This is a genomic window from Paenibacillus beijingensis (genome assembly GCF_000961095.1).
GTDB classification, from domain to species: Bacteria; Bacillota; Bacilli; order Paenibacillales; family Paenibacillaceae; genus Paenibacillus_O; species Paenibacillus_O beijingensis.
Map to the genome: position 1 here is coordinate 3,364,902 of NZ_CP011058.1, position 23,478 is coordinate 3,388,379.

The window sequence follows — 23,478 nt, forward strand, 5'->3', positions numbered from 1 at the left end:
CGCTTGTTCGGCGTCATCCCACCGAGGGCCTTGGCTGAAGCCGCCGCCGTCTGCGGCTACAGCAAGCGGCGGCGGCTCGCCGCCCGGGCCGATCGAATCCGGGGACGCTTGTCCGCTTTGCTTCGCATGCTCTCCGCCGCTTTGCTGTTCCCGGATCCGGCGGATGCGTCCCGCAAGCTCCTCGCTTTCGGCATCGAGCAGGCCCAGCTCGCGCTCGAAGCGGGCCCGCTGCTCCGCCAGCTGCCCCTTTTTCAGCACCAATAAACTTTCATAATCAGCAATAAGCCGGTTCGCATATTGAAAGTCAACCCCTTGCCACTGCCAAAAAAGCTTTCTATTCATGAAAGCCTCCGGCTGTTTCCGGCACGCTCGGCTGCCAGCAGTTCGTTTAACTGCTGCTGCAGCTCGGCGTTATAGAGCCGTTTGGCGGCGATAAGCGCTTCCGCTTTCCGCCGTTCGTCTTCCATCTGCTGTTCCACTTGTTCCCGTTCGCTCTGCAGCGCATTGAGCTGTCTTTCCACTTGGGAGGGGCGGTAACCAAACCACAGCTTGGCACGCGGTAAACGTCTCACGATCAATCAAACCCCTTATCATTTGGCCGGAACGCTGTTTCCTGCCGACCGTCCGGCTGCTCGGCCTTCTTCATGCTCCGATTGATAAAACTTTATTCGCATAAAAAGCGCTTGCGCTTACTTCTTCAAGACATACGCCTTCGTCAAACGATCGTGCAGGAACCGCTTTCTGAAAGCGAATTCAAAGTATGTCTCGTAGGACGAGCCGGGAACTTCATGCCGAAGTCCGCGCCTCTTTCGCCTTTAAGTCAAAAAAACGTAATCATTCATAGAAAGAACCTTTCATTGCCAGAGGGAAGCATCTTTATTTTACTTGACGAAGCGGCCGTTGTAAAAGCTTTAAGGACAAAATTCGACAACAAATTTGTCGCGTAAAAACGGCTGTTCCGTTAAACGGCATGCGGCCTTTGCTCACGAATGAACGGACGGCGCGTTCCAAGCGGGGCACCAGCCGGGAGGCACGCCGCACATCGCCGCGGCGAAATCGGGATCTTCACGCGCCAGGTCGGCAAAGTAGCTTCCGATCACATGATTGCCTGACACGCCCCCGGATGAGAAGCTGCGTTTGATTTCATTTTTGACATGCATATAAAAGTACAGCTTCTTCGCTTTCGGATCCCGGTAAACGATAGGGGGAAGATGGGGGACGATGTCATTTTCGTTCTCGATCCGGAAACTGACGGGAATCGCGCGATTGAAGGCGCGCACGAACACCGGGTCCCCGACGCGCGGGGAGCCGAAGGTGTACACCATCGGAGCTGAGAGACCCGTATTCGCCGAAATATCAAGAGCGGCAAGCGTCGCGAGCGCTCCTCCGAGGCTGTGTCCCGTAACGAACAGCGGCTTGGAAGAAGGAAGCTTCCGGAGCAGCTCCATCGTTTGCTTGCGGGCGCCCGAATAGAGCGAGGTGAAGCCGCGGTGCGTCAAGCCGCCGCCCGGGACAAAAGTAAAGTCCACTTGGTCCGCCATAAAGTCCGACACCCAGTCCGAAACCGAATTCGTGCCGCGGAAAGCCAGTACGGCCGCCTGCTCCGATTCCAGAACAAAGCCGAAATCGGCCGGCTTGCCGTCAAACCCTGCCGATTGAAAAGCGCCGACCATGCGATAGCCCTCCGGTACGAGAAACAAGCCGCCACCCAGCAGCTGCATATAGCTTTGGCTGCATACCGCCGCCAAAAACAAAGCCGTCCGGATATTCATCGGGACCGCCGCGCTTTTGTCCTGCGTCCATAATTTTTTCATCGTTGCCCTCCGTTTCCCCGGATTAAAGAAAGCCTGCTCCGCCTTACATTGTATGTGTCCATAGGCGAAAGTGTCTCAAGGAGAATGGGGTTGCATTTTATTCCAAAAGTGATATCATAATAGTATCAAAAAGATATTAAGATGGGGTGAGGTCATGCAGGAACGCAAGGCTTGGCATGTTAACGGTTTTCTCGTACTATTGCTTTCTTTTATTATGTTTGCCGGCGCGGTGGTATCCTTTATAGCCGCAGGTTCGGGCGACGGGCCGGGAGCGGTATGGGTAACAATCGGCGTTGTTTTATCGGTCCTGGTCATCGTTGCGCTCTCTTCGCTGACGGTCGTGCAGCCTAACCAGGCGAAAGTCATTACGTTTTTCGGCTCTTATATGGGCACCGTGCTGGAAAGCGGCTTGTGGCTCGTACTGCCGTTCACGGTCAAATCGCGCGTATCGCTCAAAGTGCGCAACTTCAACAGCCAGAAGCTGAAGGTTAACGATGCAGCCGGAAACCCGGTCGAAATCGCCGCGGTCGTCGTATTCAAAGTGACCGACACCGCTCGCGCTTCGTTCGACGTGGACAATTACGAGAAGTTTGTGGAAATTCAGAGCGAGACGGCGATCCGTCATATTGCGGCCTATTATCCGTACGATGCGTACGACGAGGATCAGACGCTGTCGCTGCGGGGCAATGGGGATGAAGTGGCCGCACAGCTGATGGCCGAGCTGCAAAACCGGCTGTCTGTCGCAGGCGTGCAGGTGCTGGAAACGAGGCTGACGCATCTTGCTTATGCGCCCGAAATTGCGGGTGCGATGCTGCAGCGCCAGCAGGCGGCGGCGATCGTGTCGGCTCGCCAGAAAATCGTCGAGGGCGCCGTAGGCATGGTGGAATCGGCTTTGACGCAGCTGGCTGAGCGCGGCATTGAGCTTGACGACGAGCGCCGCGCTGCGATGGTCAACAATTTAATGGTGGCGATCGTCTCCGAGCGGGGCACCACTCCCGTTATTAATGCGGGCACTCTCTATAATTAAGGCGGACTGATGATATGGCCAAAGAGCGAAAAGCATTTCCGCTGCGGCTTGACGTAGAGCTGCATCGGGCGCTGGAGAAATGGGCCGCAGATGAGTTCCGCAGCGTAAACTCGCATATCGAATTTCTGCTGCGCGAAGCGCTGCAGAAATCCGGCCGATTGCCGGGCCGACGCTTGGCGAGGCCGGAGGCGTCTTCCGACGGGGAAGAGAAGGAATAAAGCCCGTTTGCCGGACTTGTCACGAATGAAGGGGGAGAGAAAAATGTTCCCTTAACTGAAAACAGAAAGATTACGATTAAGAGAAATTACAAAAGATGATGCAGAAGGCATTTTCGATTGTTTTTCTAATGAGAGTGTAACACGCTATTACGGTCAAGAGACGTTAGAGAATGTAGAACAAGCTGAAGCATTCGTTGAATTTTTTTCCACAATTTACAAAGAAAAAAGGGGGATGCGGTGGGGGATCGAAAGAAAAGGAACTCTAGGAATAATTGGATTTAATGCCTGGTCCCCTAAACATAAACGAGCAGAAATAGGTTACGAAATTCATCCCGAACAATGGAGAAAAGGTTATACCTCTGAAGCAGTATTAAAAGTCCTCCAATATGGATTTGATGAATTAGGTCTTACTCGTATAGGAGCTGTCGTTTTTATAGATAATGAAGCATCTAATAATTTACTTACTAAAGTTGGATTTCAAAAAGAAGGGGTTCTAAGGGATTATATGTATCAAAATGGCAAAGCACACGATACCTATGTTTATTCAATCCTCAAGAGCAAGTCAGGCGATAAAAGTAATAGGCTACCCTAACTTTGGAGTTAAAGACTCATTATATGCAGCCCCAGGAGTAATAACCCAATATCGATCTCATTTAATGCCCAACACTTACAATAAAAGCCCCACTCTTTACGAATTATCGACCAGTTTAAGGGGCTGTCCCATAAGTAGGGTTTTAGTCGTATTTCAAGCCCTTCTGCTTCAAAAGCGTAAACGAACCGATCAAGGGGCTATCCTTGGCCGGTTCGTTCTTTTTTTATCGCTGGACGAAGGGATAATTTTTGAAATACATGCGTTCGTACATCTTTTTTCGTTTTATTTTTCGACTACGATAAAATTCCTGCAAATATACTTTTTTTGCCGACCCCATCTCTCGTTAAGACGATAAAAGCTGGGAATTCCTGCAGCATCGCAGGTTTTCCCTCCAGACATACGATTTCGATCGGTAAAACCTGCACAATCGCAGGTATAGCGAGGAAAGGACCTCCGACTTCACTTTGCCAGCGAAACTGGAGGTCCTTTTGTGTCCAATTTAGGGCTAGCTCAATCATGCGAATACTTATGAGACAGCCTCATTGGTTCTTTTGTTCATACGATAGAACTTTCTCTTTGCCTTCACCCTTGCGGGAGAGCCACTTGCAAAATGGCGCTAGAAGGAGGATGACGGCGGCTACAGCTCGTCCAGCAGATCGCCGGCCAGCATGGAGGCCGGTGAAACGCGCCGCGCCGCCGCCTGGTCGCCGGCGGCGCCGTGCCGATAGACGCCGAGCGCTGCGGCTGCCGCGGCGGAATGACCTTGGGCAAGCAGGCCGGCGATGAGGCCGGCGAGCACATCGCCGGTACCGCCCGTTGCCATGCCGGGGTTGCCGGTCGGGTTCACGTAGATGGTGCCGTCAGGCAGGGCGATGACGGTGCGCGCCCCTTTCAGCACGAGCGTCACGCCGTGCCGGACGGCATAATCCCGGGCGATTGCAATGCGGTCGCGCTGTACTTCGGGCGTAGAGATGCCGCACAGGCGCGCCATTTCCCCGGGATGGGGCGTAAAGACGATGCCGCCCCGGCGCCGCGGCCAAGCGGCAAAATCGCCCGCTTCGGCGATATGGTTGAGCGCGTCGGCATCCACGACAAGCGGCAGATCCTGCGGCAGCGCGTCCCACAGCCGCCGCAGCCAGCCCCGCCGGACGTAATCGTCCGCTTCGCCGGACGGCGGACCGCTGCGATCGGTCACACCGCCGGCCTCGGTGCCGGCGCCTTCAGCGCCCGCAGAACTGGCGCCCGCATTGGCGCCGATCGGCCCGGCCGCGCCTGTGCCGCTGCGACCCGCAGAACCGGCGCCCGCACTGGCGCTGATCGGCCCGGCCGCGCTTGTAGCGCTGCGTCCTGCGGAAGCGGCTTCGGCGGCCGATCTCCCGGCCTCGCCGTACGGCGTACTGCCGAAGCCTGGTCCGCTCATAGGCGAATCTTGTCCATTCGCCAGCCTGCCGAAGCCGGTGGCGCTTATATGCGGATCCTGTCCTTTTGTTAGCCTTCCGAACCCAGGACCGATTACAAGCGCATCGCGTCCTACCGCCAGCCGGGCGAGCGAGTGCGGATCGACGTCCGCCCATTCCCCGGTGCCGGAATCGTCGAGCGGCTTCAACATCAGCTCCGGGCGGACGCCGATGAGCGAATCGGCTAGCCGCTCCGGCACGGCCCATGTGACAAGTCCGGCGCCGGAGCGCAGGGCGGAGACGGCGCACAGCAGCCCCGCGCCGCTCATCGCCCGGGAGCCGGCGGCCGCCAGCACGTGGCCGTATGTGCCTTTGTGGCTGTCTTCAGGCCGCCCGCCGCCGGGATCTGCTTCGAGCCGCGAACGCAGCACTTCAGGAGACAGCATCCAGACGGATGGCTGCCCGCATTGCTGCGCCGCCCGCGCCGCAATGCCGATCGGTGCTACCAGCACCGCTCCCGCACGGGCTGCGCCGGGAAACTGCGCGAGGCCCAGCTTCGGCAGCGCAAAGGTAACGGTGGCCGCAGCATTGATGCACGGGTCGGCGGTTTGACCCGTGTCCGGATGAAGGCCGCTCGGAATGTCCGCGGCCACAACCGGCAATCCGCTCGCGTTCGCTTCGCGGATTAGCGCCGCCAGCGGCTCGCGCGGAGCGCCGCCGCTCGACCCGGTGCCGAGCAGGGCGTCCACGATGCCGCCCATGCCGCTCCAATCGACCGCTCCCGGCCGGTATACGACGGCCGGCAGCCCGAGCCGTTCGGCGATGGCGGCTTCGCGCGCCGCTTCGCCGCACAGCTGCTCCGGCGGCACGGCGTACACGACGTGTGCGCCGATGCCGCGCTCCGCCAAATGCCGGGCGGCGACGAGCCCGTCCCCGCCGTTGCTGCCTTTGCCGACAAGTATCGCCCAAGGCTTCGTTTCGCCGCCCGCTTCCCTGCCCCCGCTTCCGCCGTCTTTTTTCCGGCTCTGCTCCGCCCTGGCAAGCGCCTTCTCGCAGCCCGGCAGCAGCGAGGCATAAGGGCCGGTCAGCTCCATTCCGTTATGCAGACGGTACACCGCTTCCGCCAGTGCACGTCCTGCAGTTTCCATCAGCACGTTCGCCGGAATTCCGATAGATTCAATCGTCTCCCGCTCCATTTCCCGGATCGTTTCAGCTGATACCAGTTCCATTTCGTCCCACCCTTTCGATTTCGCATCGCATCTATTCTGCCAGCCTTCATGCTTTGCCCCGGCGCGCCGGAAGAAGCGAACGATTGGATTCAGGCTGCCGCCCGCTTTTCCTCCTCAAGGTCTCTCCCTTGATTATAACCCGCTGCATCTCCCCGGCAATCCGATACCCAAAACGAAATTCCTCTATTATAATAGTAAAAATAGAAAATAAACGTTGAGTCGTTTATCAGCAAGGGTGGAGACTATGGAAGCGAAACATTGTCTGTTATGCGGACAAGTCATGATCGAACGTGATGTGGACGGAACGATGCGCAGAGCTTGTCCGGACTGCACATACGTGCATTGGGGGAACTACAGCGTCGGCGTCGGCGCGCTTGTGAAGAAAGAAGGCAAGCTGCTGCTTGTGCGCAGAGCGCAAAATCCGGGCAAGGGCTACTGGACCAATCCCGGCGGTTACATCGAACAGCTAGAGCCGATCGGCGAAACGGTGTGCCGCGAGGTGCTGGAGGAAACGGGTGTACGGGCAACCGTCCGCAGTGTCGTGGCAATCCGGGATCTTCCCCGCGCCATTCATAACCTTTACATCGCATTTGCGATGGATTACGTGGAGGGAGAGCCGGTTGCGGACGGCTTGGAGGTCGACGCTGCGGGATTTTTTAGCCTGGAGGAAATGGAGACGATGAACGTTGCCCCGTTTACCCGCTGGCTTGCGGACGTAGCGGCCGGAGACGAGAGTGGGGAAGGGCTGCAGATCGATACCGATCCGGTTGTGCCGCTCAACGGCTTGGGCTTGTTCCGGCTTCAAACGAAATGAACGAACAGCACTAACACGAATAACAACATGCCTCGACAATACTCCCATCCTTTTTTGGAGGTGAGATATATTGCGGCCTTTTTTTATCAAAATCCCTCTTACAATAAGAACATTTGTTTGGTATAATCATTCTAACAAAACAGACGAACCACGGGAACAAAGAACTCGAAAGAAGGTGAGACCGTGATCGAAAGGTGTTCAAGATTTGTCCGCCGTAACCGCAAAGCCGGTTTGGGCCGTCTTTACTTGCAGCCGCACCCCGGCCAAAGTCCGAAAGCGACGACTTGGAGTTCACCCGTATGGATCATCAGGATTATGGGAAATGGATGAATAAGGGTGTTTGAAAGGCAGAAATAACCTTTTGACAGACGGGTAACCAACTGGTAAACTCTGTAAAGGTATGCCAGATCACGATGTTTTTCGAAGGAGGAAAAAAGCTTGAATTCCGCAAGTATAGAGACGCAAGGCGCAGTGGATGTGAGTGGAATCCGTAGAGGACCGATTGTCGCCGCGCTTATTATCGGATGTTTCGTCGCGATTTTGAACGAAACGCTGCTGAACATCGCTTTTCCCGACTTAATGGTCGAGTTCGGCGTATCGGTCGCGACGATCCAGTGGCTGTCGACGGCGTATATGCTCGTTATCGGCATTCTGGTCCCGATTACGGCGCTGCTGCAGCAGTGGTTTACGACCAGACAGATGTTTTTGACCGCGATGGGGCTGTTTCTTGCCGGCACGATCTTGTGCGGGGTTGCACCGGTCTTTTCCTTCCTGTTGATCGGAAGGGTCGCCCAGGCGCTCGGAACCGGACTTTTGATTCCGGTGCTTATGAACACGATTCTCATTATTTATCCGCCGGAGAAGCGGGGCGCGGCGATGGGAATGATCGGACTCGTCATCATGTCCGCGCCGGCAATCGGGCCGACCATCTCGGGGCTCATTATTCAGAGCTTGAATTGGCGCTGGCTGTTCTTTCTCGTTATACCGCTGACCGCGTTTTCCATCCTTTTCGCAGCAATTTATTTAAAGAACGTTTCCGATCTGACGAAACCGAAAGTGGATCTGTTATCCATTGTTTTGTCGACGATCGGCTTCGGCGGCATGGTGTATGCCTTCAGCAGAGCAGGCGAAACGTCCTGGTCGGATAGTATCGTCACCTTCTCGCTCATTGTGGGCGGCATCGCTCTCGTGCTGTTCATCTGGAGGCAGCTTGCAGTGAAAGAGCCGCTGCTTGAACTGCGGGTGTTTAAATATTCGCTGTTCACGCTCGTGACCGTGCTTCTGCTGATCGTCATGATGACGTTGTTCTCGACGATGATTCTGCTGCCGCTGTTTTTGCAAAACGCGCTCGGCAAAACGGCGCTCGCGACTGGTCTTATCCTGCTGCCCGGCGGCGTCATTAACGGGCTGCTGGCGCCGGTGTCGGGGAAGCTGTTCGATAAATTCGGACCGCGAGTCCTCGTCATCCCGGGTCTTGCCCTCATGGCGGTTTCCATCTGGCTCTTCAGCGGCATTTCGGCGACGACCGGAACGGGAATGATTATTGCGCTGCACATTATGCTGCTGATCGGTATTTCAATGGTGATGATGCCGGCGCAGACGACGGGCCTGAACGAGCTGCCGCGTCATCTGTATCCGCACGGCACGGCGATATTGAACACCCTGCAGCAAGTGGCCGGCGCCATCGGTACCGCTTTGTTCATCAGCATTATGAGCGCCGGAACGAAAGCCTATATGAAGACCTCCAGCGATCCAAACTCGCCTGCGGAATTGGTCAACGGGCTGATCGCCGGCATGCACAACGCATTTTTTGCCGCAATGTTTGCCGCTATCGCGGCGCTGGCGATCGGGCTGTTCATTAAGAAGGCCCAAGCTCCGGATGAGGAGCAAAAGGCGGTAATAGCCCGCCACGATTCTCATTAGGATCCGGGACTAGTGTCTCCTAACACTGTTACGGACAGATGAAAAAAAGCTGCGGAATCGACTCCGCAGCTTTTTTTCATCTGTCCGTTCCTTTTTTCGCAGCCGAGCCGGAACTCGAATCGATCGCAAACGCCCGCAAACGCCCGCAAACGCCCGCAAACGCCCGCAAACGCCCGCAAACGCCCGCAAACGCCCGCAAACGCCCGCATCAAATTTCCGCACTTTAGCGACGCCGGCCGCTGCGCTTTACGACAGCGAAAATAACCGCGACGATAGCGATAATCAATATTATAGCCGCCAATTTCAACATGAAGCTCACCCTTTCTTTGATTTCCGCCCGGGCTGCGGCTTATCCGGCAGCGCCGTTAGGCGTGTCTTGTGTGACAGGCAGCCGCCTGAACGTTACTGCCTGCCCGTTATTGAGGCTGTATTAACCCGATGCATCAAGTATCAAACAGACAGAAAATATTGGCAGTCCGCTAAGCGGCTGCATTGATTCGAAGGGATTAAGCGGGGGTAAAGAAGGGAAAGGAAAATATAGTTGACAAGTAAAGGGAGGAAGCATGAATGTTGCTAGAAATAAGCGTTCTTATTATTGCCATTGCCGTTGCGGTGCTTGTTGTATTCCTCGTTCAGACGCTCAAAAAAGCGCAGGCGTCTCTTGAAGCGGCAAGCGGCGCCATTAAAGAAGTTCAAAGCGCGATAAAAGAGTGGAAGGGAGACGTCGACGATCTCGTCGTCAGCGTCAAAGATTTGACCAAACAGGTCAATCATCAGATCGACGCAGTCGACCCGCTGATGGCCTCCGTCCGCGAAGTCGGACAAACCGTTCATGAGGTTGCGGCGGCGGCGCGCGAGTTCTCGACCGGCTGGACGATGAAGCTGCGACGCAAAGCCCGTGAAGCCGCAGCGGTTGCAGATGCGGAAAACAGGGCATCCTTATCGGCTAAAAACGCGGGAGCCGCGTATGCGGGTACCGCTGTTCCCGTTAAACCGGGCATTGCCGCAACGGGCGAACGTCCCGCGGGCGTAACGGCTTCGCCGGAGCCGGCCGGCTCGGCGTCGTGGATGGAATGGCTCGATGTCGGGGTGCAGGCTCTCAAGCTGATTCGTCAGAGCAAGAACCGGGCATAGAAGCGGGAGCCGGAAACACAATCAAGCGCCGTTTTGCAGGTGTACGAAAACGAGAACTGGACAGAAGGTAAACGCTCGGCTAGGATAATAAAGGATTGAAGTAACGGCCAGCAGCGGTAAACGCAGCTGACAGCACGATAAGATGCCGCGCGGCAGCGAATGCATGGCTGCGGCTGCACAGTTTTTTGGGGAGATGAATAATGCGTATAGTGGTTGTCGACGATAATGCGATGAACATCACGGTTGTTCAAGAAATGCTGAAAAGAGCGGGGTATCGTGATATCCGGGCATCGTCGTCGGGGATGGAACTATTTGAATTATTGGGATTGGATGAGCAGGGAGACGATCCGCTCGGCCGGGACGGCATCGAACCGGATGTGGACCTGATCCTGCTGGATATGATGATGCCGCGCATCGACGGAATTGCGGTCTGCAGAGCCATTCAGCAGTCCGAAAGGCTGCGGGATATTCCGATCATTATGGTTACGGCAATGGGTGATTCCAAGAAGCTGGCCGAAGCGCTCGATGCCGGCGCGATTGATTACGTAACGAAGCCGATTAACCGGATTGAACTGCTGGCCCGGATCCGGGTGGCGCTGCGGCTCAAGCAGGAGAAAGACTGGCACAAAGAACGCGACCGCCGAATCCGCGAGGAGCTGCAGCTGGCCAAGGAAGTGCAGTCCGCCGCCCTGCCGCATAAGCTGGATAACGACAGCATCACGATTGATGCCATCTATAAGCCATCGGAAGAATTGTCGGGCGATCTGTATGCCTGGCACCGAATAGACCGGAACCGGTATGGAGTCGCCGTAATCGATGCGATGGGTCACGGCATTTCTTCTTCGCTGGTCTGCATGTTTATCGCATCGGTACTTAAGGATGCAATGATCAAGCTGGTTGATCCCGTGCTCGTGATGGAGGAGCTGAACCGGCGTGCGCTCCAGCTGCAGTTTGCCGATCAGCTGATTCAATACTATTTTACGGCGCTTTATATGATCGTCGACATCGACAAAGGCGTCGCGGAATACGTCAATGCGGGGCATCCGCCGGGAATGCTGCTGCGGGGCTGCAATACGAACGGAGCGCAAACCCTGCTTGGCGGTGGAACGGCAGTCGGCATGTTCGAGAACGTGACGTTTACGAAGCATGAAGTCGATATTGCACCCGGCGATTGCATCGTCCTCATTACCGACGGCCTGCTCGATCTGCTAAACGCTCCCGATGAGGAGCGCCTTGACAAGCTTCTGGAGCGGCTTGCGCAAGGGGGAGAAGAAGCACTGCCGCCAGAGCAATGGGAAAGCGTATTTTTCGCCACGGAGGAACTTCTCGGCAGGCCGGACGACCGCTGTTTAATATGGGTGGGAATAAAATAATCGCAACTTTCATTAACCGCAAGGCCCGGAACTGTCGTTGATCAGACAGCTTCCGGGCCTTGGTTGCGGTAACGGAACGATTAAGTGCGGTTTATCCGGGTATCGTCTTTCAGCCGTGAACGTCCGGCTGGAAGCGATGTACCGCTCCCGGACCTTTCGAGCGAGGCAGGAGCCGGTGCACCCGGAGCGTTACTGGGAGAGACCTCGAGATCGCTCCCAGGTACAGCCCCTTGAACCTTCTCAGGAGAGGCTTCAGCATCGCTCCCAGGTACAGCCGCCCCGCGAGCGTTCTCAGGAGCGGGCAGTGTTCCCGGGTAAGGGCGGCTGCTGCGCCGTCCCTTTGCAGGCGGACTGCTGCGTGCATGCTTCGCTGCGACTTTTGCGCTTGCGGAACGGGCGGGTCTTGCCTTAGCTGATGCTGGCAGTTTGGCCGAATCCGCAGCAGGCTTGCGTCTTGCCGGCCTGTTCCGAAAGCTGCCTTCAGCCGGCCAAATCCATCGATGCATCATAAAAGTAAGCGTGAAGACGAGCGCGCACATCACGGCAAAGCCCCACGGCTGATCGGACAATGCAAGGCGTCTGTAGTTAAGCCCCCATATTGTGCCCGCGACGGCAGCGGGAATCAGCAGCAGCGTAACGCCGGTAAGCTTATTGCTGCTCAAACGGTCGGCGCCTCTAAAGCCGGCCATTGTATCGTCCATCGCGATCAGCGTGTCGATTACGTCAGCATGCCGGGCTAGAAGCGATCCGATTCGTTCCAGCTTAAAGGCGAGCCGTTTGAAGCTTTCCGTTTCCGTCAGCTGCTCCAAGAACGCCTCTTTGGCGGCGTTCTGAATTTCACATACCGGCGTATACAGACGGTTCCAATGCAGCAGCTCGTGCCTGTATTCAAAAATAACAGGCGCCGGATCCGTCCGGCTGTTGAAATGCATCGAGACTTGAAGCCGGGCGAGGCGGATTCCGAACTGATCAAGCCCGGCATGAAACGTCTCCAGCACGACGGCAAGCAGCACCGTGAATGCTTCGGCAGCAGTGCCGCACTGCTCAAACATTTCTTTCCAAGGCGACTGCTGCAGCCTAAGGGCGAGGCGGTAGTCGGCCGGCACGGTGACGAGCCTGGAAGCATGAACCCAGTAATGCAGCGGCTGCATATCAACCTTCTGATCCGACAGTTGAATCATGAGCGTGCCGAACATAACCGGTTCTCCATCCTCCAGGCGTCCTACCGACACGGCATTGTTTTCGCTGCCGATGACGGTCTCCAGCCAGGCTGCGCATTCCGGAACAATCTGCCGGATGTCGCGCAGCTGCTCCGGCGGCAAAGAGAGGCGGTGCGGGTGAGACTGCACCGTGCGTTCTTCCGCTGCGGCGCGTTGTTTGGCCGCCGCTGCACGGCGGTATTTATCTTTGCGGCTCGGAAGGTCGACCGGTACCGTAATATCCCGTTCTTCCAGCAGCAGATGCCATTCCCAGCCGGCGGCATAACGGAACATCCGATGAACCATAGACAGTTCCTCCTGACAGGCAGCATACATTAATTCCTATTTAGATAACCCGTAACAAGTATAACCTGCGGACGGATCTTGAACAAACTGCCGCATCCGGGCCGGATGCGGCAGTCTCGATTATACTTCGATTGGTACATAAACGGCTTATGACTCATCGTAAAGATGTCCGTCCTCGGAGAGAAGCCGTTTCAGCTTCTCGATCGCCCGCCGCTGGATGCGCGAAATGCTCATTTGCGATACGCCCAAGCGGTCGGCGATCAAACGCTGCGGGATGCCTTCCTCGAAGGCGAGCTCCAGCACCTGCTGTTCTTCGGGTTTCAATTGGGACAAGGCGGCCTGCAAATCCATCTTCTTGTCGACGGAATCGAAATCGTCCGCCTGCGATCCGATAAGCTCGCCGAGAGTCGTCGTGCTCTCGTCTTCGGAAATCGGCGTATCGAGGGAAATATAATGATACAGATCGCGTCCGCCGAGAATTTCAAGCGTTTCCTCAACGGTCAGATCCATTTTCTCGGCTATCTCCTCGACTTTGGGAGACCGTTCCAAACTGACGGTAAGCTCGTCGATCGCTTGCTGGACGGCAATGCCTTTTTCCTTGATGCGCCGGGGAACTTGAATGTACCACGATTTATCGCGCAAATAATTTTTCATATGGCCGATGATGCTCTTCATGGCATAAGGTTCGAACTGAACGCCCATGCTGGCGTCAAACTGGGCAAACAGCCGCAGCAGCGCCATCTGGCCGACCTGATATAGATCTTCATACAGATCGGGCCGGTTCCGGGCGATTTTACCGGAAGCCATCTTTACCATTGGCTCATATAGCTCAATCAGGAGGGTGGCTGTTTCGTTATTGGGGTTGCTCTGGTATTCCAGAATCAGGGCTGTGCCCGCCTGAGGCGATTGCCTAGCCGGCTGCATGGTCATGCCATCTCCCCACTTTTCATTAGGCGTTTCGTTAAAACAACCTCCGTGCCGAGTTCGCTGCGCACCTCCACCTGATCCATTAACGCCTGCATTAAGAACAGGCCCAAGCCCCCCGCCTGTATATCGCTGATTGACTTGCCGTGAAGCGGCTCGGCCCTTTGCGCCGCCGCCGCTGCGTCAAAGCTTGCGCCCTCGTCCTTGACGACGATAGACAGCGTATCCTGCTGCTTCACAAACCGGATTTCCATTTCCCCGGTGTTTGCGGCATTGCCGGAGGCCGAGTATGCGTACAGCACGACGTTGTTGCATGCTTCCGATACGGCCACTTTCATATCTTCAATGTCTTCATAGGTGAATCCGATTTTGCTGGCAATCCCATATAAGGTTAGACGAATCAAATCCAAATATTCCGCCTTCGCAGGCACCCGCAATGTTACCTGATCTTCGTTTGCATTCATCGCTTGTTCGATCCTTTCTCGGCTTTTGATCTTAAGATTTGGTCAAAAAAGGAGTAATCCCCGTCATGTCAAACAGTTTTCGTATTCCCGGAGGGATTGCTTCGACCGCGAAAGGCGCTTGCTTGGCGTGACGCGCTTTCAACACCGATACAAAAATTCCGATGCCGGTACTGTCGATATATTTAAGATCTCTCAAGTTGAGAACGAGCTCGCGGTCGGCCAGCTCCACGAGGGGAGCCATGGCGGCGCGCAGCTGCGAAGCGGATTCAAGATCCAGTTCTCCGCTTAGAAAAACGAGGCACCGTCCTTCTTGGGTTTCGGTGCGTAATTGGAATTTTTCCTGCTGTTTCATGTTTTCCTCTCCTGGTCACGTGTCCGAGATTTGATTAACGGAAAAATTAGTACTACATACCTATACTCAATATTCTATAACCGGATCAAAATCCTTTTAAACAAGCCTGCCCGAAATATCTATTTTTCCGGTTTGATTCAAGCAGGCCGGGTTAAGGAAGGGTAACAATCGTTTCCGAAAATTTTAACGGGCCGAAGGGCATCCTAACGAGAAGTCGGTGAAGGCTGGGTCCCGATATAAGGAGGAATGCGCAGGTGGGTAAAAAAATTGCCGTATTTGACCGGGAAGAGCAAGCGATTCAGGCGTTGGAGGAGCTTCGCAATCAAGGATTCGCACGCGATGAGCTGAAAGTGATCGCCAAAGATAACGAGCATTCGCGGCGCGTCGAATCGGAAACGGACGTTCATGCCGATGAGCTGCAGGATTTAGCGGAAGCGCGCAGCAGCGACCGCAAGGACGGGATCCTCCCGGCAGAGCCCGGAGCGACGGGCAGCTATGTCGCGGCGGGAGTGGCCCTTAATCTCGCGGGGACCAACATGTCTTCGGGGGATGGGCACCGTTCGCCGGAAGTATTCTTGCGGCGGACATCCTAAGTGCCGGGAGCGATTACGACCGTGTGCTTCAGGCGCTCGGTTTGCAGGGAAGCGATACGGAAAAATGCCGTGACGCCATCAAGGAGGGCGCGCTCGTCGTGATCGCCGAGGCAGACGCGAACCGGGACGGAGATGCCGCTCCGGGCCGCTTGGAAAGCGCGGAAGATGTGCTGCGAGCAAGCGGAGCCCGCGATATTTGGTTAACGGATAATTAGTTGACGTCAAAATTATTAAGAGGTAAAATTTATTGGAGTCGTAAGACTCGTTTAAATATAAGAAAGTGAGTGGAACAGCTGTAATGGATACATCATCAACCGGGACGGTGCCTTTTAAGAGAGGGCCGCTGATTGCGGCTCTTCTTATCGGCGCGTTTGTCTCTTTGTTAAATCAGACGCTCATCAATGTGGCGCTGCCGAAAATGATGCTTGATCTGGACGTCGGAGCGAATACGGCCCAATGGCTGACGACGGGCTTCATGCTTGTCAACGGCGTACTGGTGCCGGTCAGCGCCTATTTGATGGCCCGTTTCACAACGAGGGTGTTGTTTATTGCTTCCATGATTTTATTTTCAATCGGTACGGTCGTATGCATTGCGGCGCCGGGCTTCCCGGTCTTGCTGATCGGACGTTTGATCCAGGCAGCCGGTGCGGGCATTCTAATGCCGCTGATGACGGTCGTGTTTTTGACCGTTTTTCCGATTGAAAAGCGCGGTCAGGCGATGGGGCTGATGGGGGTTGCAATGATTTTTGCGCCGGCCGTAGGTCCGACGCTTTCCGGGTGGATTATCCAGCATCAATCGTGGCGCGTGCTGTTTATTGTCGTGCTTCCGATCGCGCTTGTTTCATTGTTTTTGGGCCTATTTACGATGAGGAACATCACCGAGGTTTCCAAGCCGAAGCTGGATTTTCCCGGCATCATCCTGTCCACGCTCGGATTCGGCGGTCTGCTGTACGGATTCAGCGACGCTGGAACGGACGGCTGGAACAGCTGGACGGTGTATATGATGGTAATTGTCGGCGCTGTCTCCCTCATTCTGCTCGTGTGGAGGCAGCTCGTCATCGAGAAGCCGATGCTGGAATTCCGCGTATTCAAATACGACATGTTTTCGCTGACGATGATCATTAACGTCGCACTAACGATGTCACTGTTTGCCGCCATGATTTTGGTGCCGATCTATTTGCAGACCATCCGCGGCTTCACCCCGCTGCACGCGGGCCTGCTGCTGCTGCCGGGAGCGATATTGATGGGCATTATGTCGCCAATCACCGGGAGGATCTTCGATAAAGTGGGCGCCCGCTGGCTAGCGGTAACCGGCCTGTTCATTACGGTCGTAACGACGTGGGAGTTCAGCCGTTTAACCGATACGACGACGTACACCCAGCTCATCCTGATGTACACCGCCCGCATGTTCGGGGTCTCGATGCTGATGATGCCGATTATGACGGCGGGGCTGAACCAGCTGCCGCAGCGTCTGAATGCGCACGGTACGGCGATGTACAACACGCTGCGCACGATCGCGGGCGCGCTCGGCACGGCGCTGCTCGTGTCGGTCATGAGCAGCCAGACCAAGCACCGCGCGGCTGAGATGATGGCTTCGGGCGGCGTGAAGCCGACCGATACGGCCAAGATGGCGCAAATTACGCAGGAGGCGACGATCCACGGCATCAACTACGCTTTTATGATCGCCACGTGGATTACCGTCTTCGCCCTCGCGCTCGCCTTCTTTATCCGCAAGACGACGCCGCAAAAGGAGCCGGCTTCGGCTGCGCAGAAGAGCGTCGCCGCTGCCAAGTGAGGAGCGGTGCAAAGCGGGAAGCGCATGGGCTGCCATTCTGCCGGATGCCGCTGCATCTCCGCCTTGATCAACCGGCCCCGCTATTCTTCCGGCTCGTATCCGATTGCATAGATAACGTGATCGGCTTCCACAATCGAGCCGTCGGCTCGGCTGTTAACGATTCACAGGACTGAAAAAGCGGCTGAGGCAGCGCAAAAAAACCGGAGCCATAAATAGGCCGGCTCCGGTTCGTGCACAGCAGCGAATCGCTCCTTTGGAGCGGGTGCGCTCCCGGATGATACAAACGCTCCCAACCGCAGCAGCGCCCGGCTCAGAGCTCTCATTCGGCCGCTCCCTGCTGAGCAGGGGGCGCCGTCGTTCAAGGGGTATGCCGTCGCAGGTTACTCCCGGACGGAGGCGCTTATCGGCGACAGATTGTCTTTAGCCTCATTTTTCGCGTTGTCCAGATGCTCCGAAGATTCCGCTGCCGCCTCTTGGGCGTGCTGTTTTATGCTGCTTGCGGCCTCTTTCGTTTCGGTGAGCGCGGTGACGGCCGTTTCTTTAATGGCGTCGGTTTGTTCCGTTGCCGCTGTTTTCGCCTTGGAGGCAAGCTCTTGAACTTTGGCGGTAATCTCGGCCGCCTTCTTGCCGGCCAGCTCCGCCGTCGTCTTCGCCTGAGACGCAATGACACCCGCCTGACGTTTGGCATAATCGGTCGCATCCGAAGTCTTTTTCGCCAAATCCGCCCGCAGCTCGCTGCCTTTTTTAGGTGCGAACAGCAGCGCTGCAGCCGCTCCGACGACGCCTCCGATCAAAACGCCTTTAAGCAGACCGCTATTTTTCGAAACCGTTTCGTTAGCCATTGTCCGTCATCTCCTTTATATCTATGGTTATAAATATCGTTTGATATTGTTATATAAACAGCTGTCCCTTTATTGAAACGAGCGGAAATGATTAACAGCAAAAGACCCGAAGCGGAAAGGAGCAGGGGCCATCCATATCCGCGGCGGGTATTGTGCACGACCCGCAGCAGCGACTGCTATCTTATAAGCTGCGCATCGCCTCGCGGTAATCGCTCGGTGATTCGCCGTGAAACCGCCGGAACTGCTTCGAGAAGTAGAGCGGGTCCTGCAGTCCGACGGAAGCGGCGATTTGCTCCACGGTCAGCTCCTGCCTCTCGCGCAGCAGCTGCCTGCCTTTGTCGATGCGGAGTCGGAGCAGGAACGACACAGGCGTAACGCCGGTATGCTTTTTGAACAATCGGGAAAGATAAGCGCGGTTGTAACCGAGCGAATCCGCCATCGCTTCGATGGACAGCGGCTCCGCATACTGCGTCGTAAGATAATGGATCACCTGCTGAACCGTCTCTTTGCCTTCGTCTCGCGAGCCCGCCGGAGCGGATCCAGGGGCCAGAAGCAGCTGTGCAAATTGGGCGAAGGCGAGATGAAGATAGCCGGGCGCCAGCAGCTGCGTGCCGCCTCCCCCGCTGCGGAAGGCGCGCATCAGCCGCTCCAAATAGACGCCGACGCGCTTGCTTCTTCCGGTGTCGGCAGTGGGACGCAGCAGGCTCAGTCCTGCCGCTTCCACCAGCTCGGAAGCACCGGGACCGGTGAAGGCGACCCATTTGTATCGCCACGGATCGGCCGCGTGGGCCGCGTATGTGACCAGCCGTTCCGGCTCGATCAGGAACGAGTGCCCGGCGCGAAGCTCGTATTCGTTGTCTCCGCATCTAAACGTGCCGCGTCCGGAGAGCACGTGATGGAGCAAATAATAGTCGAACACTTTGGGGCCGAGCCGGTGCCCGGGTGCCGTCTGGCTTTCGCCCGCGAACAAAATGTTCAGCCGCTCTCTCGCGGCGGAATCGGGATTGGAGAAGACCGTATATGTTTCGCGCGGATTAGTTTCGTTCTTTGCCACTAGACCGTCCTTCTTTCGCTTTGTCATATTCTGTACGAATGACGTCTTACCAAATCATACGCTTGTTTCGGCGCCTCTCATGCGTCAGCGCAGCGCCGTGGACCGCGCTCGTTCAATTGCAGGACGTCATCGACAAACGGTAATGTCTTCTTTCACATTAAAGCGGCAAGCTCGCGGAGCCGCGCCGTCACTTCTGCTCCTCCCTGTGAAATAGGAAGCGGAGCGGGCGCTTTTGTCCCTGGATGCTTGAAACGTGCGGTGAAGACGAGCGGAGCGGCCTCACTTCACCTCACTTCCGCGGATGCGCAGCGCTCCTTTTTCTCTCTCTATTGTAACTCCGAAAAGTCACATAAATCCATATCGTATACACATCCCGCCATTTTGCTCGGCGGCGATTTCAACTATACTGAAAGCAGCAACAGCGGATTTTGCAAATATGCCGTAAAGGAACGTGATACGACAATGGCTGATTTAAAGCAGCTGACAGAGCGGTTTGTGAACATTTACGGAGGAGACGCGGAAGGAATCCGCATTTATCATGCGCCCGGCAGGGTGAACCTGATCGGCGAGCACACCGATTACAACGGTGGCTACGTGTTTCCGGGTGCGCTTACATTCGGCACGACGCTGCTCATCCGCCGCCGCGGGGACAATCTGCTCGGCCTCGCGTCCACCAATTTTGAGCTGCATAAACATATCCCGCTCGATGGGATCGAATATAACGAGGCGGACGACTGGATGAACTACCCCAAAGGCATCGCACTCGAACTGCAAAAGAGCGGCAGCCCGCAGAAGAGCGGCTTCGACCTGCTGTATCACGGTGAAATTCCGAACGGAGCCGGACTTTCCTCCTCGGCGTCGATCGAAGTGGTGACCGCGTACGCGCTGCTTCAAGAAGACGGATATCCCGTAGACAGGGTGGAAATCGCCAAACTTTCGCAAAAGTCTGAAAACGAATTCAACGGTGTCAAGAGCGGTATTATGGACCAGTTCGCGGTTGCAAACGGGAAAAAGGACCATGCCATCCTGCTCGATTGCGACACGCTCGAATTCAAGCATGTGCCGTTCAACTCCGGCAGCTACAAGCTCGTCATCGGCAATACGAACAAGCGGCGCGGGCTGGTCGACTCCAAGTACAACGAGCGCCGCGGCGAGTGCGAGCAGGCGGTGCGCGATCTAAACGCCCAATTTCCGGAACTGACCCTGCTCGGCCAGTTGACGCCGGAGCAGTTTGGTGAATTTGCCCATCTGATTAAGGATGAGACCGTGCGCCGCCGTGCGCGCCATGTCGTCGAAGAGATCGAACGCGTGCGCCAATCGATGAACGTGCTGGAAAGAGGCGACCTGGCCGCATTCGGGCAGCTGATGAACGGCTCCCACGACTCGCTGCGCGACCTGTACGAGGTGACGGGAGCGGAGCTGGACGCGATGGTGGACGCGGCGCGCGAGGTGCCGGGGGTGCTCGGCTCGCGCATGACCGGGGCCGGCTTCGGCGGCTGCACCGTATCGCTCGTGCATGAGGACAGCATCGAACGTTTCCGTGAAGAAGTCGGACGCAAGTACAGCATTGCCACGGGGCTGACCGCCGATTTCTATGTTTGTTCTATCGGCAACGGAGCGGAGAAACTCGTCTGACGCATAACTTTACCTATTTTTGTGAAGCTTAATTTGCGAGATTCGCTATAATAGACTAGACCGGAAAAATCCGGAATACACAAAGATAGGTAACGAAGGGAGAACTTCATATGGCGGTATTGGTTACAGGCGGAGCAGGATATATCGGCTCCCACACAGTAGCGGCTCTGCTTGAGCGCGGCGAGGATATTGTCGTGGTGGACAGCTTGCAGCAGGGGCACCGGAGTGCGGTGCTTGGCGGCAAGCTCTACGTCGGCGATTTGCGCGACGCGGACTTTTTGGAAGGCGTATTCGCAGAAAATGATATCGATGCCGTCATTCACTTTGCGGCCAATTCGCTTGTCGGCGAAAGCATGAAGGATCCGGGAAAATATTACCACAACAACGTCTACGGTACGCTTTGCCTGCTGGAAGCGATGAACCGCCATCAGGTGGGCAAAATCGTATTTTCTTCCACGGCGGCGACATACGGCGAACCCGAGAACGTTCCGATCGGCGAGCATGACCGCACGCTGCCGACGAACGCTTACGGCGAAACAAAGCTGGCGATGGAAAAAATGATGAAATGGTTCGATATCGCCCATGGCATTAAATATATTTCACTCCGTTATTTCAACGCGGCGGGCGCTCACGAAAGCGGCCGTATCGGCGAGGATCATCAGCCGGAAACGCATCTCATTCCGATCGTGCTGCAGGCGGCGCTCGGGCAGCGTCCGCATATTTCGGTATTCGGCGAAGACTACGACACGCCGGACGGAACGTGCATCCGCGACTATATTCATGTGAGCGATTTGGCGGAAGCGCATGTGCTGGCCGTCGGCAGACTGCGCGGCGGTGCGGAAAGCGCCGTTTACAACCTCGGCAACGGTCAAGGCTTCTCGGTGAAGCAGGTGATCGACATCGCCCGCGAGGTGACCGGACGCGACATTCCGAGCGTAGTGGAGCCGCGCCGTTCGGGGGATCCCGCAGTGCTGGTCGCTTCCTCGGAACGCGCGCGCACGGAGCTTGGCTGGAATCCGACGCGGAACAAGCTCGAAGATATTATTCTCAGCGCGTGGAAGTGGCATTCGTCCAACCCGCAAGGCTACGACGATTAACACCGGCCGGCAATAGGAGGAGACCGCTTCAATCCGGCTTCCGCCGCCTCGCTTGGCCGCTACGATTAGGAAGGAGTTTTTCTATGACGCAGCAACATCTACAATCTCCAAGCGCTAAGCAGGCGCAGACGCTGATTGACAAGCTGGTCCGCTTCGGCCGGCGGCAAGAGCTGCTGCAGCCTTTGGACACCGATTCGGCGCGCAATGCGCTGCTGGATCTGTTCGGTTTCACGCAGCCGTACGAGGAGGCGGACGAGGGGGCGGGGCCGGCCGGTCTGGCGGAGCTGCTGGAGCCGCTGCTCGATTACGGCTATGCAATCGGTCTGATCCCGGATAATACGACAACGTACCGCGACATGCTCGATGCCCGCATTATGGGCCTGCTCATGCCGCGCCCGTCGGAGACGGCGGCGAATTTCGCCCGCACCGCCCAAGAAAGCGGCGTGAAGGCGGCGACGGACGCGTTTTACCGCCTGAACATCGATTCCAATTATATCCGGATGGACCGGATCGCCAAAAATAAATATTGGCAGCAGCCGACGCCGTACGGAGACCTGGAAATTACGATCAATTTGTCCAAGCCGGAAAAGGATCCGAAGGAAATTGCGCTGCTGAAGACGCTGCCGAAGGCCTCGTATCCGAAATGCTTGCTCTGTAAGGAAAATGTCGGCTACGCGGGACGGCCCGATCACCCCGCCCGGCAAAACCTGCGCGTGCTCCCTTTGAAGCTGCGGGACGAGGACTGGTTCTTCCAATATTCCCCTTATGTGTATTACAACGAGCACAGCATTATTTTCAAAGGCGCGCACGAGCCGATGCGGATTTCGCAGCTCACCTTTGCACGGCTGCTTGATTTCGTCGAGCAGTTCCCGCATTATTTCATCGGCTCGAACGCCGATCTGCCAATTGTGGGCGGCTCGATTTTGAGCCATGACCATTTTCAGGCGGGACGCCACCGGTTTCCGATGGAAAAAGCGCCTGTCGAAGCGGAATTTACGCATCCGGGACATCCCGGCGTAAGCTACGGCATCGTCCGCTGGCCGATGTCGGTGGTCAGGCTGTCCGGCAGCGGCAAAGCGGCGGTGCTGAAGGCGGCCGGCGAAATCCTTGATTCGTGGCGAGCCTATAGCGATCCCGAGGCGGATATTTACGCCTTTTCGGATCAAGGGGACGTTAAGACGCCGCACAACACGATTACGCCGATCGCGCGGATTCGCGATAACGGCGTCTACGAACTCGATCTTGTGCTGCGCAACAACCGGACCAGCGACGAACACCCGGACGGCATTTTTCATCCTCACCGGCATCTGCATCATATTAAAAAAGAAAATATCGGCCTAATTGAAGTAATGGGGCTGGCGGTGCTGCCGGGACGGTTGAAGCTTGAGCTGGAGCAGATTTCGGACTATTTGTCCGGGGCGGTTTCCTACGATGCCCGGGCGCTTGCGGACGCCGCACACCCGCTGCACCTGCATGCAGACTGGATCGCGCATCTAATGGAACAGTTTGGCGCAGCGCTAGCGCCGGATGCGGCTTTGGCCGCGGTCGAAAACGGCGCCGGAGCCAAATTTCTGGAGGTGCTGGGCGATGCCGGCGTGTACAAACGGACCGAAGCGGGCGCGCAGTCGTTCCGCCGGTTCATGATATCGCTCGGCCTGCAGGCGGCCGTTGAATAATGAATAAGAAGTAACTTTTC

At 56.3% G+C, this 23,478-nt stretch carries 22 protein-coding genes; 13 read left to right on the top strand and 9 right to left on the bottom strand.

The annotated features are described in order from the left end of the window. Nucleotides 1-338 precede the first annotated feature (338 nt). Nucleotides 339-572 (bottom strand): hypothetical protein, encoded by a 234-nt coding sequence (locus VN24_RS15165; RefSeq protein WP_148505253.1) that lies wholly within the window; start codon nucleotides 570-572, stop codon nucleotides 339-341. Nucleotides 573-983: 411 nt separating this feature from the next. Then, entirely contained in the window at nucleotides 984-1,814 is an 831-nt protein-coding gene (locus VN24_RS15170; RefSeq protein ID WP_238590703.1) for a lipase family protein, read from the bottom strand. Nucleotides 1,815-1,968: 154 nt separating this feature from the next. Between VN24_RS15170 and VN24_RS15175 the strand changes: the two genes are divergently transcribed. From VN24_RS15175 to VN24_RS15185, 3 genes are read left to right on the top strand one after another with little or no spacing between them, the layout of a single operon-like run. After that, the gene (locus VN24_RS15175) at nucleotides 1,969-2,841 is read left to right on the top strand and encodes an SPFH domain-containing protein (RefSeq protein ID WP_045671083.1); all 873 of its coding nucleotides are present in this window, start codon (nucleotides 1,969-1,971) and stop codon (nucleotides 2,839-2,841) included. A gap of 14 nt (nucleotides 2,842-2,855) precedes the next feature. After that, nucleotides 2,856-3,059 carry a type II toxin-antitoxin system antitoxin gene (locus VN24_RS15180; RefSeq protein ID WP_045671084.1) on the top strand — a complete coding sequence of 68 codons (204 nt, stop codon included), beginning with the start codon at nucleotides 2,856-2,858 and terminating at the stop codon, nucleotides 3,057-3,059. Nucleotides 3,060-3,114: 55 nt separating this feature from the next. Beyond that, on the top strand, nucleotides 3,115-3,651 hold the full coding sequence (locus tag VN24_RS15185) for a GNAT family N-acetyltransferase (RefSeq protein ID WP_238590932.1): 537 nt from the start codon (nucleotides 3,115-3,117) through the stop codon (nucleotides 3,649-3,651). A 637-nt stretch (nucleotides 3,652-4,288) separates the two neighbouring features. Here VN24_RS15185 and VN24_RS26385 read toward each other — a convergent pair. Beyond that, on the bottom strand, nucleotides 4,289-6,277 hold the full coding sequence (locus VN24_RS26385) for a bifunctional ADP-dependent NAD(P)H-hydrate dehydratase/NAD(P)H-hydrate epimerase (protein WP_052702980.1): 1,989 nt from the start codon (nucleotides 6,275-6,277) through the stop codon (nucleotides 4,289-4,291). Between the two features lie 244 nt (nucleotides 6,278-6,521). Between VN24_RS26385 and VN24_RS15205 the strand changes: the two genes are divergently transcribed. The 4 genes from VN24_RS15205 (at nucleotide 6,522) to VN24_RS15225 (ending at nucleotide 11,521) form a co-directional block, all read left to right on the top strand. After that, a complete protein-coding gene (locus VN24_RS15205; protein WP_045671086.1) occupies nucleotides 6,522-7,091 on the top strand; it encodes an NUDIX domain-containing protein in 570 nt (189 codons plus the stop codon). Nucleotides 7,092-7,544: 453 nt separating this feature from the next. Further along, the gene (locus tag VN24_RS15210; RefSeq protein WP_420798631.1) at nucleotides 7,545-9,014 is read left to right on the top strand and encodes an MDR family MFS transporter; all 1,470 of its coding nucleotides are present in this window, start codon (nucleotides 7,545-7,547) and stop codon (nucleotides 9,012-9,014) included. A gap of 567 nt (nucleotides 9,015-9,581) precedes the next feature. Beyond that, on the top strand, nucleotides 9,582-10,148 hold the full coding sequence (locus tag VN24_RS26390; RefSeq protein WP_052702981.1) for a DUF948 domain-containing protein: 567 nt from the start codon (nucleotides 9,582-9,584) through the stop codon (nucleotides 10,146-10,148). A gap of 200 nt (nucleotides 10,149-10,348) precedes the next feature. Continuing rightward, nucleotides 10,349-11,521: a PP2C family protein-serine/threonine phosphatase gene (locus VN24_RS15225; protein ID WP_045671089.1), complete on the top strand. Its 1,173-nt coding sequence runs from the start codon at nucleotides 10,349-10,351 to the stop codon at nucleotides 11,519-11,521. An 80-nt stretch (nucleotides 11,522-11,601) separates the two neighbouring features. Here VN24_RS15225 and VN24_RS15230 read toward each other — a convergent pair whose 3' ends face one another. From VN24_RS15230 to VN24_RS15245, 4 genes are all read right to left on the bottom strand, one after another. Further along, the gene (locus VN24_RS15230; protein WP_045671090.1) at nucleotides 11,602-13,026 is read right to left on the bottom strand and encodes a CorA family divalent cation transporter; all 1,425 of its coding nucleotides are present in this window, start codon (nucleotides 13,024-13,026) and stop codon (nucleotides 11,602-11,604) included. A gap of 147 nt (nucleotides 13,027-13,173) precedes the next feature. Continuing rightward, nucleotides 13,174-13,956 carry a sigma-70 family RNA polymerase sigma factor gene (locus VN24_RS15235; protein WP_045671091.1) on the bottom strand — a complete coding sequence of 261 codons (783 nt, stop codon included), beginning with the start codon at nucleotides 13,954-13,956 and terminating at the stop codon, nucleotides 13,174-13,176. Then, entirely contained in the window at nucleotides 13,953-14,414 is a 462-nt protein-coding gene (gene rsbW / locus VN24_RS15240; RefSeq protein WP_045671092.1) for an anti-sigma B factor RsbW, read from the bottom strand. Before rsbW ends, VN24_RS15235 begins: the two co-directional genes overlap by 4 nt. 31 nt (nucleotides 14,415-14,445) lie before the next feature. Then, entirely contained in the window at nucleotides 14,446-14,766 is a 321-nt protein-coding gene (locus VN24_RS15245) for an STAS domain-containing protein (RefSeq protein ID WP_045671093.1), read from the bottom strand. 254 nt (nucleotides 14,767-15,020) lie between these two features. On the opposite strand from VN24_RS15245, the gene VN24_RS15250 reads away from it, so the two are divergent. The 3 genes from VN24_RS15250 (at nucleotide 15,021) to VN24_RS15260 (ending at nucleotide 17,154) form a co-directional block, all read left to right on the top strand. Then, nucleotides 15,021-15,359 (top strand): general stress protein, encoded by a 339-nt coding sequence (locus tag VN24_RS15250; protein ID WP_045671094.1) that lies wholly within the window; start codon nucleotides 15,021-15,023, stop codon nucleotides 15,357-15,359. A 23-nt stretch (nucleotides 15,360-15,382) separates the two neighbouring features. Then, nucleotides 15,383-15,574: a hypothetical protein gene (locus VN24_RS15255; RefSeq protein WP_045671095.1), complete on the top strand. Its 192-nt coding sequence runs from the start codon at nucleotides 15,383-15,385 to the stop codon at nucleotides 15,572-15,574. Between the two features lie 83 nt (nucleotides 15,575-15,657). Continuing rightward, nucleotides 15,658-17,154: a DHA2 family efflux MFS transporter permease subunit gene (locus VN24_RS15260; RefSeq protein WP_045671096.1), complete on the top strand. Its 1,497-nt coding sequence runs from the start codon at nucleotides 15,658-15,660 to the stop codon at nucleotides 17,152-17,154. A 380-nt stretch (nucleotides 17,155-17,534) separates the two neighbouring features. Here the strand turns inward: VN24_RS15260 and VN24_RS26395 are convergent, their stop codons facing one another. Both VN24_RS26395 and VN24_RS15275 read right to left on the bottom strand, forming a co-directional pair. After that, entirely contained in the window at nucleotides 17,535-17,996 is a 462-nt protein-coding gene (locus tag VN24_RS26395; protein ID WP_052702982.1) for a YtxH domain-containing protein, read from the bottom strand. Nucleotides 17,997-18,177: 181 nt separating this feature from the next. After that, nucleotides 18,178-19,050, bottom strand: a complete 873-nt coding sequence (locus VN24_RS15275; protein ID WP_238590704.1) for an AraC family transcriptional regulator — start codon at nucleotides 19,048-19,050, stop codon at nucleotides 18,178-18,180. 462 nt (nucleotides 19,051-19,512) lie between these two features. Between VN24_RS15275 and VN24_RS15280 the strand changes: the two genes are divergently transcribed. The 3 genes from VN24_RS15280 (at nucleotide 19,513) to VN24_RS15290 (ending at nucleotide 23,458) form a co-directional block, all read left to right on the top strand. Beyond that, nucleotides 19,513-20,685: a galactokinase gene (locus VN24_RS15280; RefSeq protein ID WP_045673345.1), complete on the top strand. Its 1,173-nt coding sequence runs from the start codon at nucleotides 19,513-19,515 to the stop codon at nucleotides 20,683-20,685. A gap of 110 nt (nucleotides 20,686-20,795) precedes the next feature. Beyond that, complete coding sequence (gene galE, locus VN24_RS15285; protein WP_045671099.1) at nucleotides 20,796-21,782, top strand: UDP-glucose 4-epimerase GalE; 987 nt, start codon at nucleotides 20,796-20,798, stop codon at nucleotides 21,780-21,782. An 83-nt stretch (nucleotides 21,783-21,865) separates the two neighbouring features. After that, entirely contained in the window at nucleotides 21,866-23,458 is a 1,593-nt protein-coding gene (locus VN24_RS15290) for a UDP-glucose--hexose-1-phosphate uridylyltransferase (RefSeq protein ID WP_045671100.1), read from the top strand. Nucleotides 23,459-23,478: the final 20 nt, after the last annotated feature.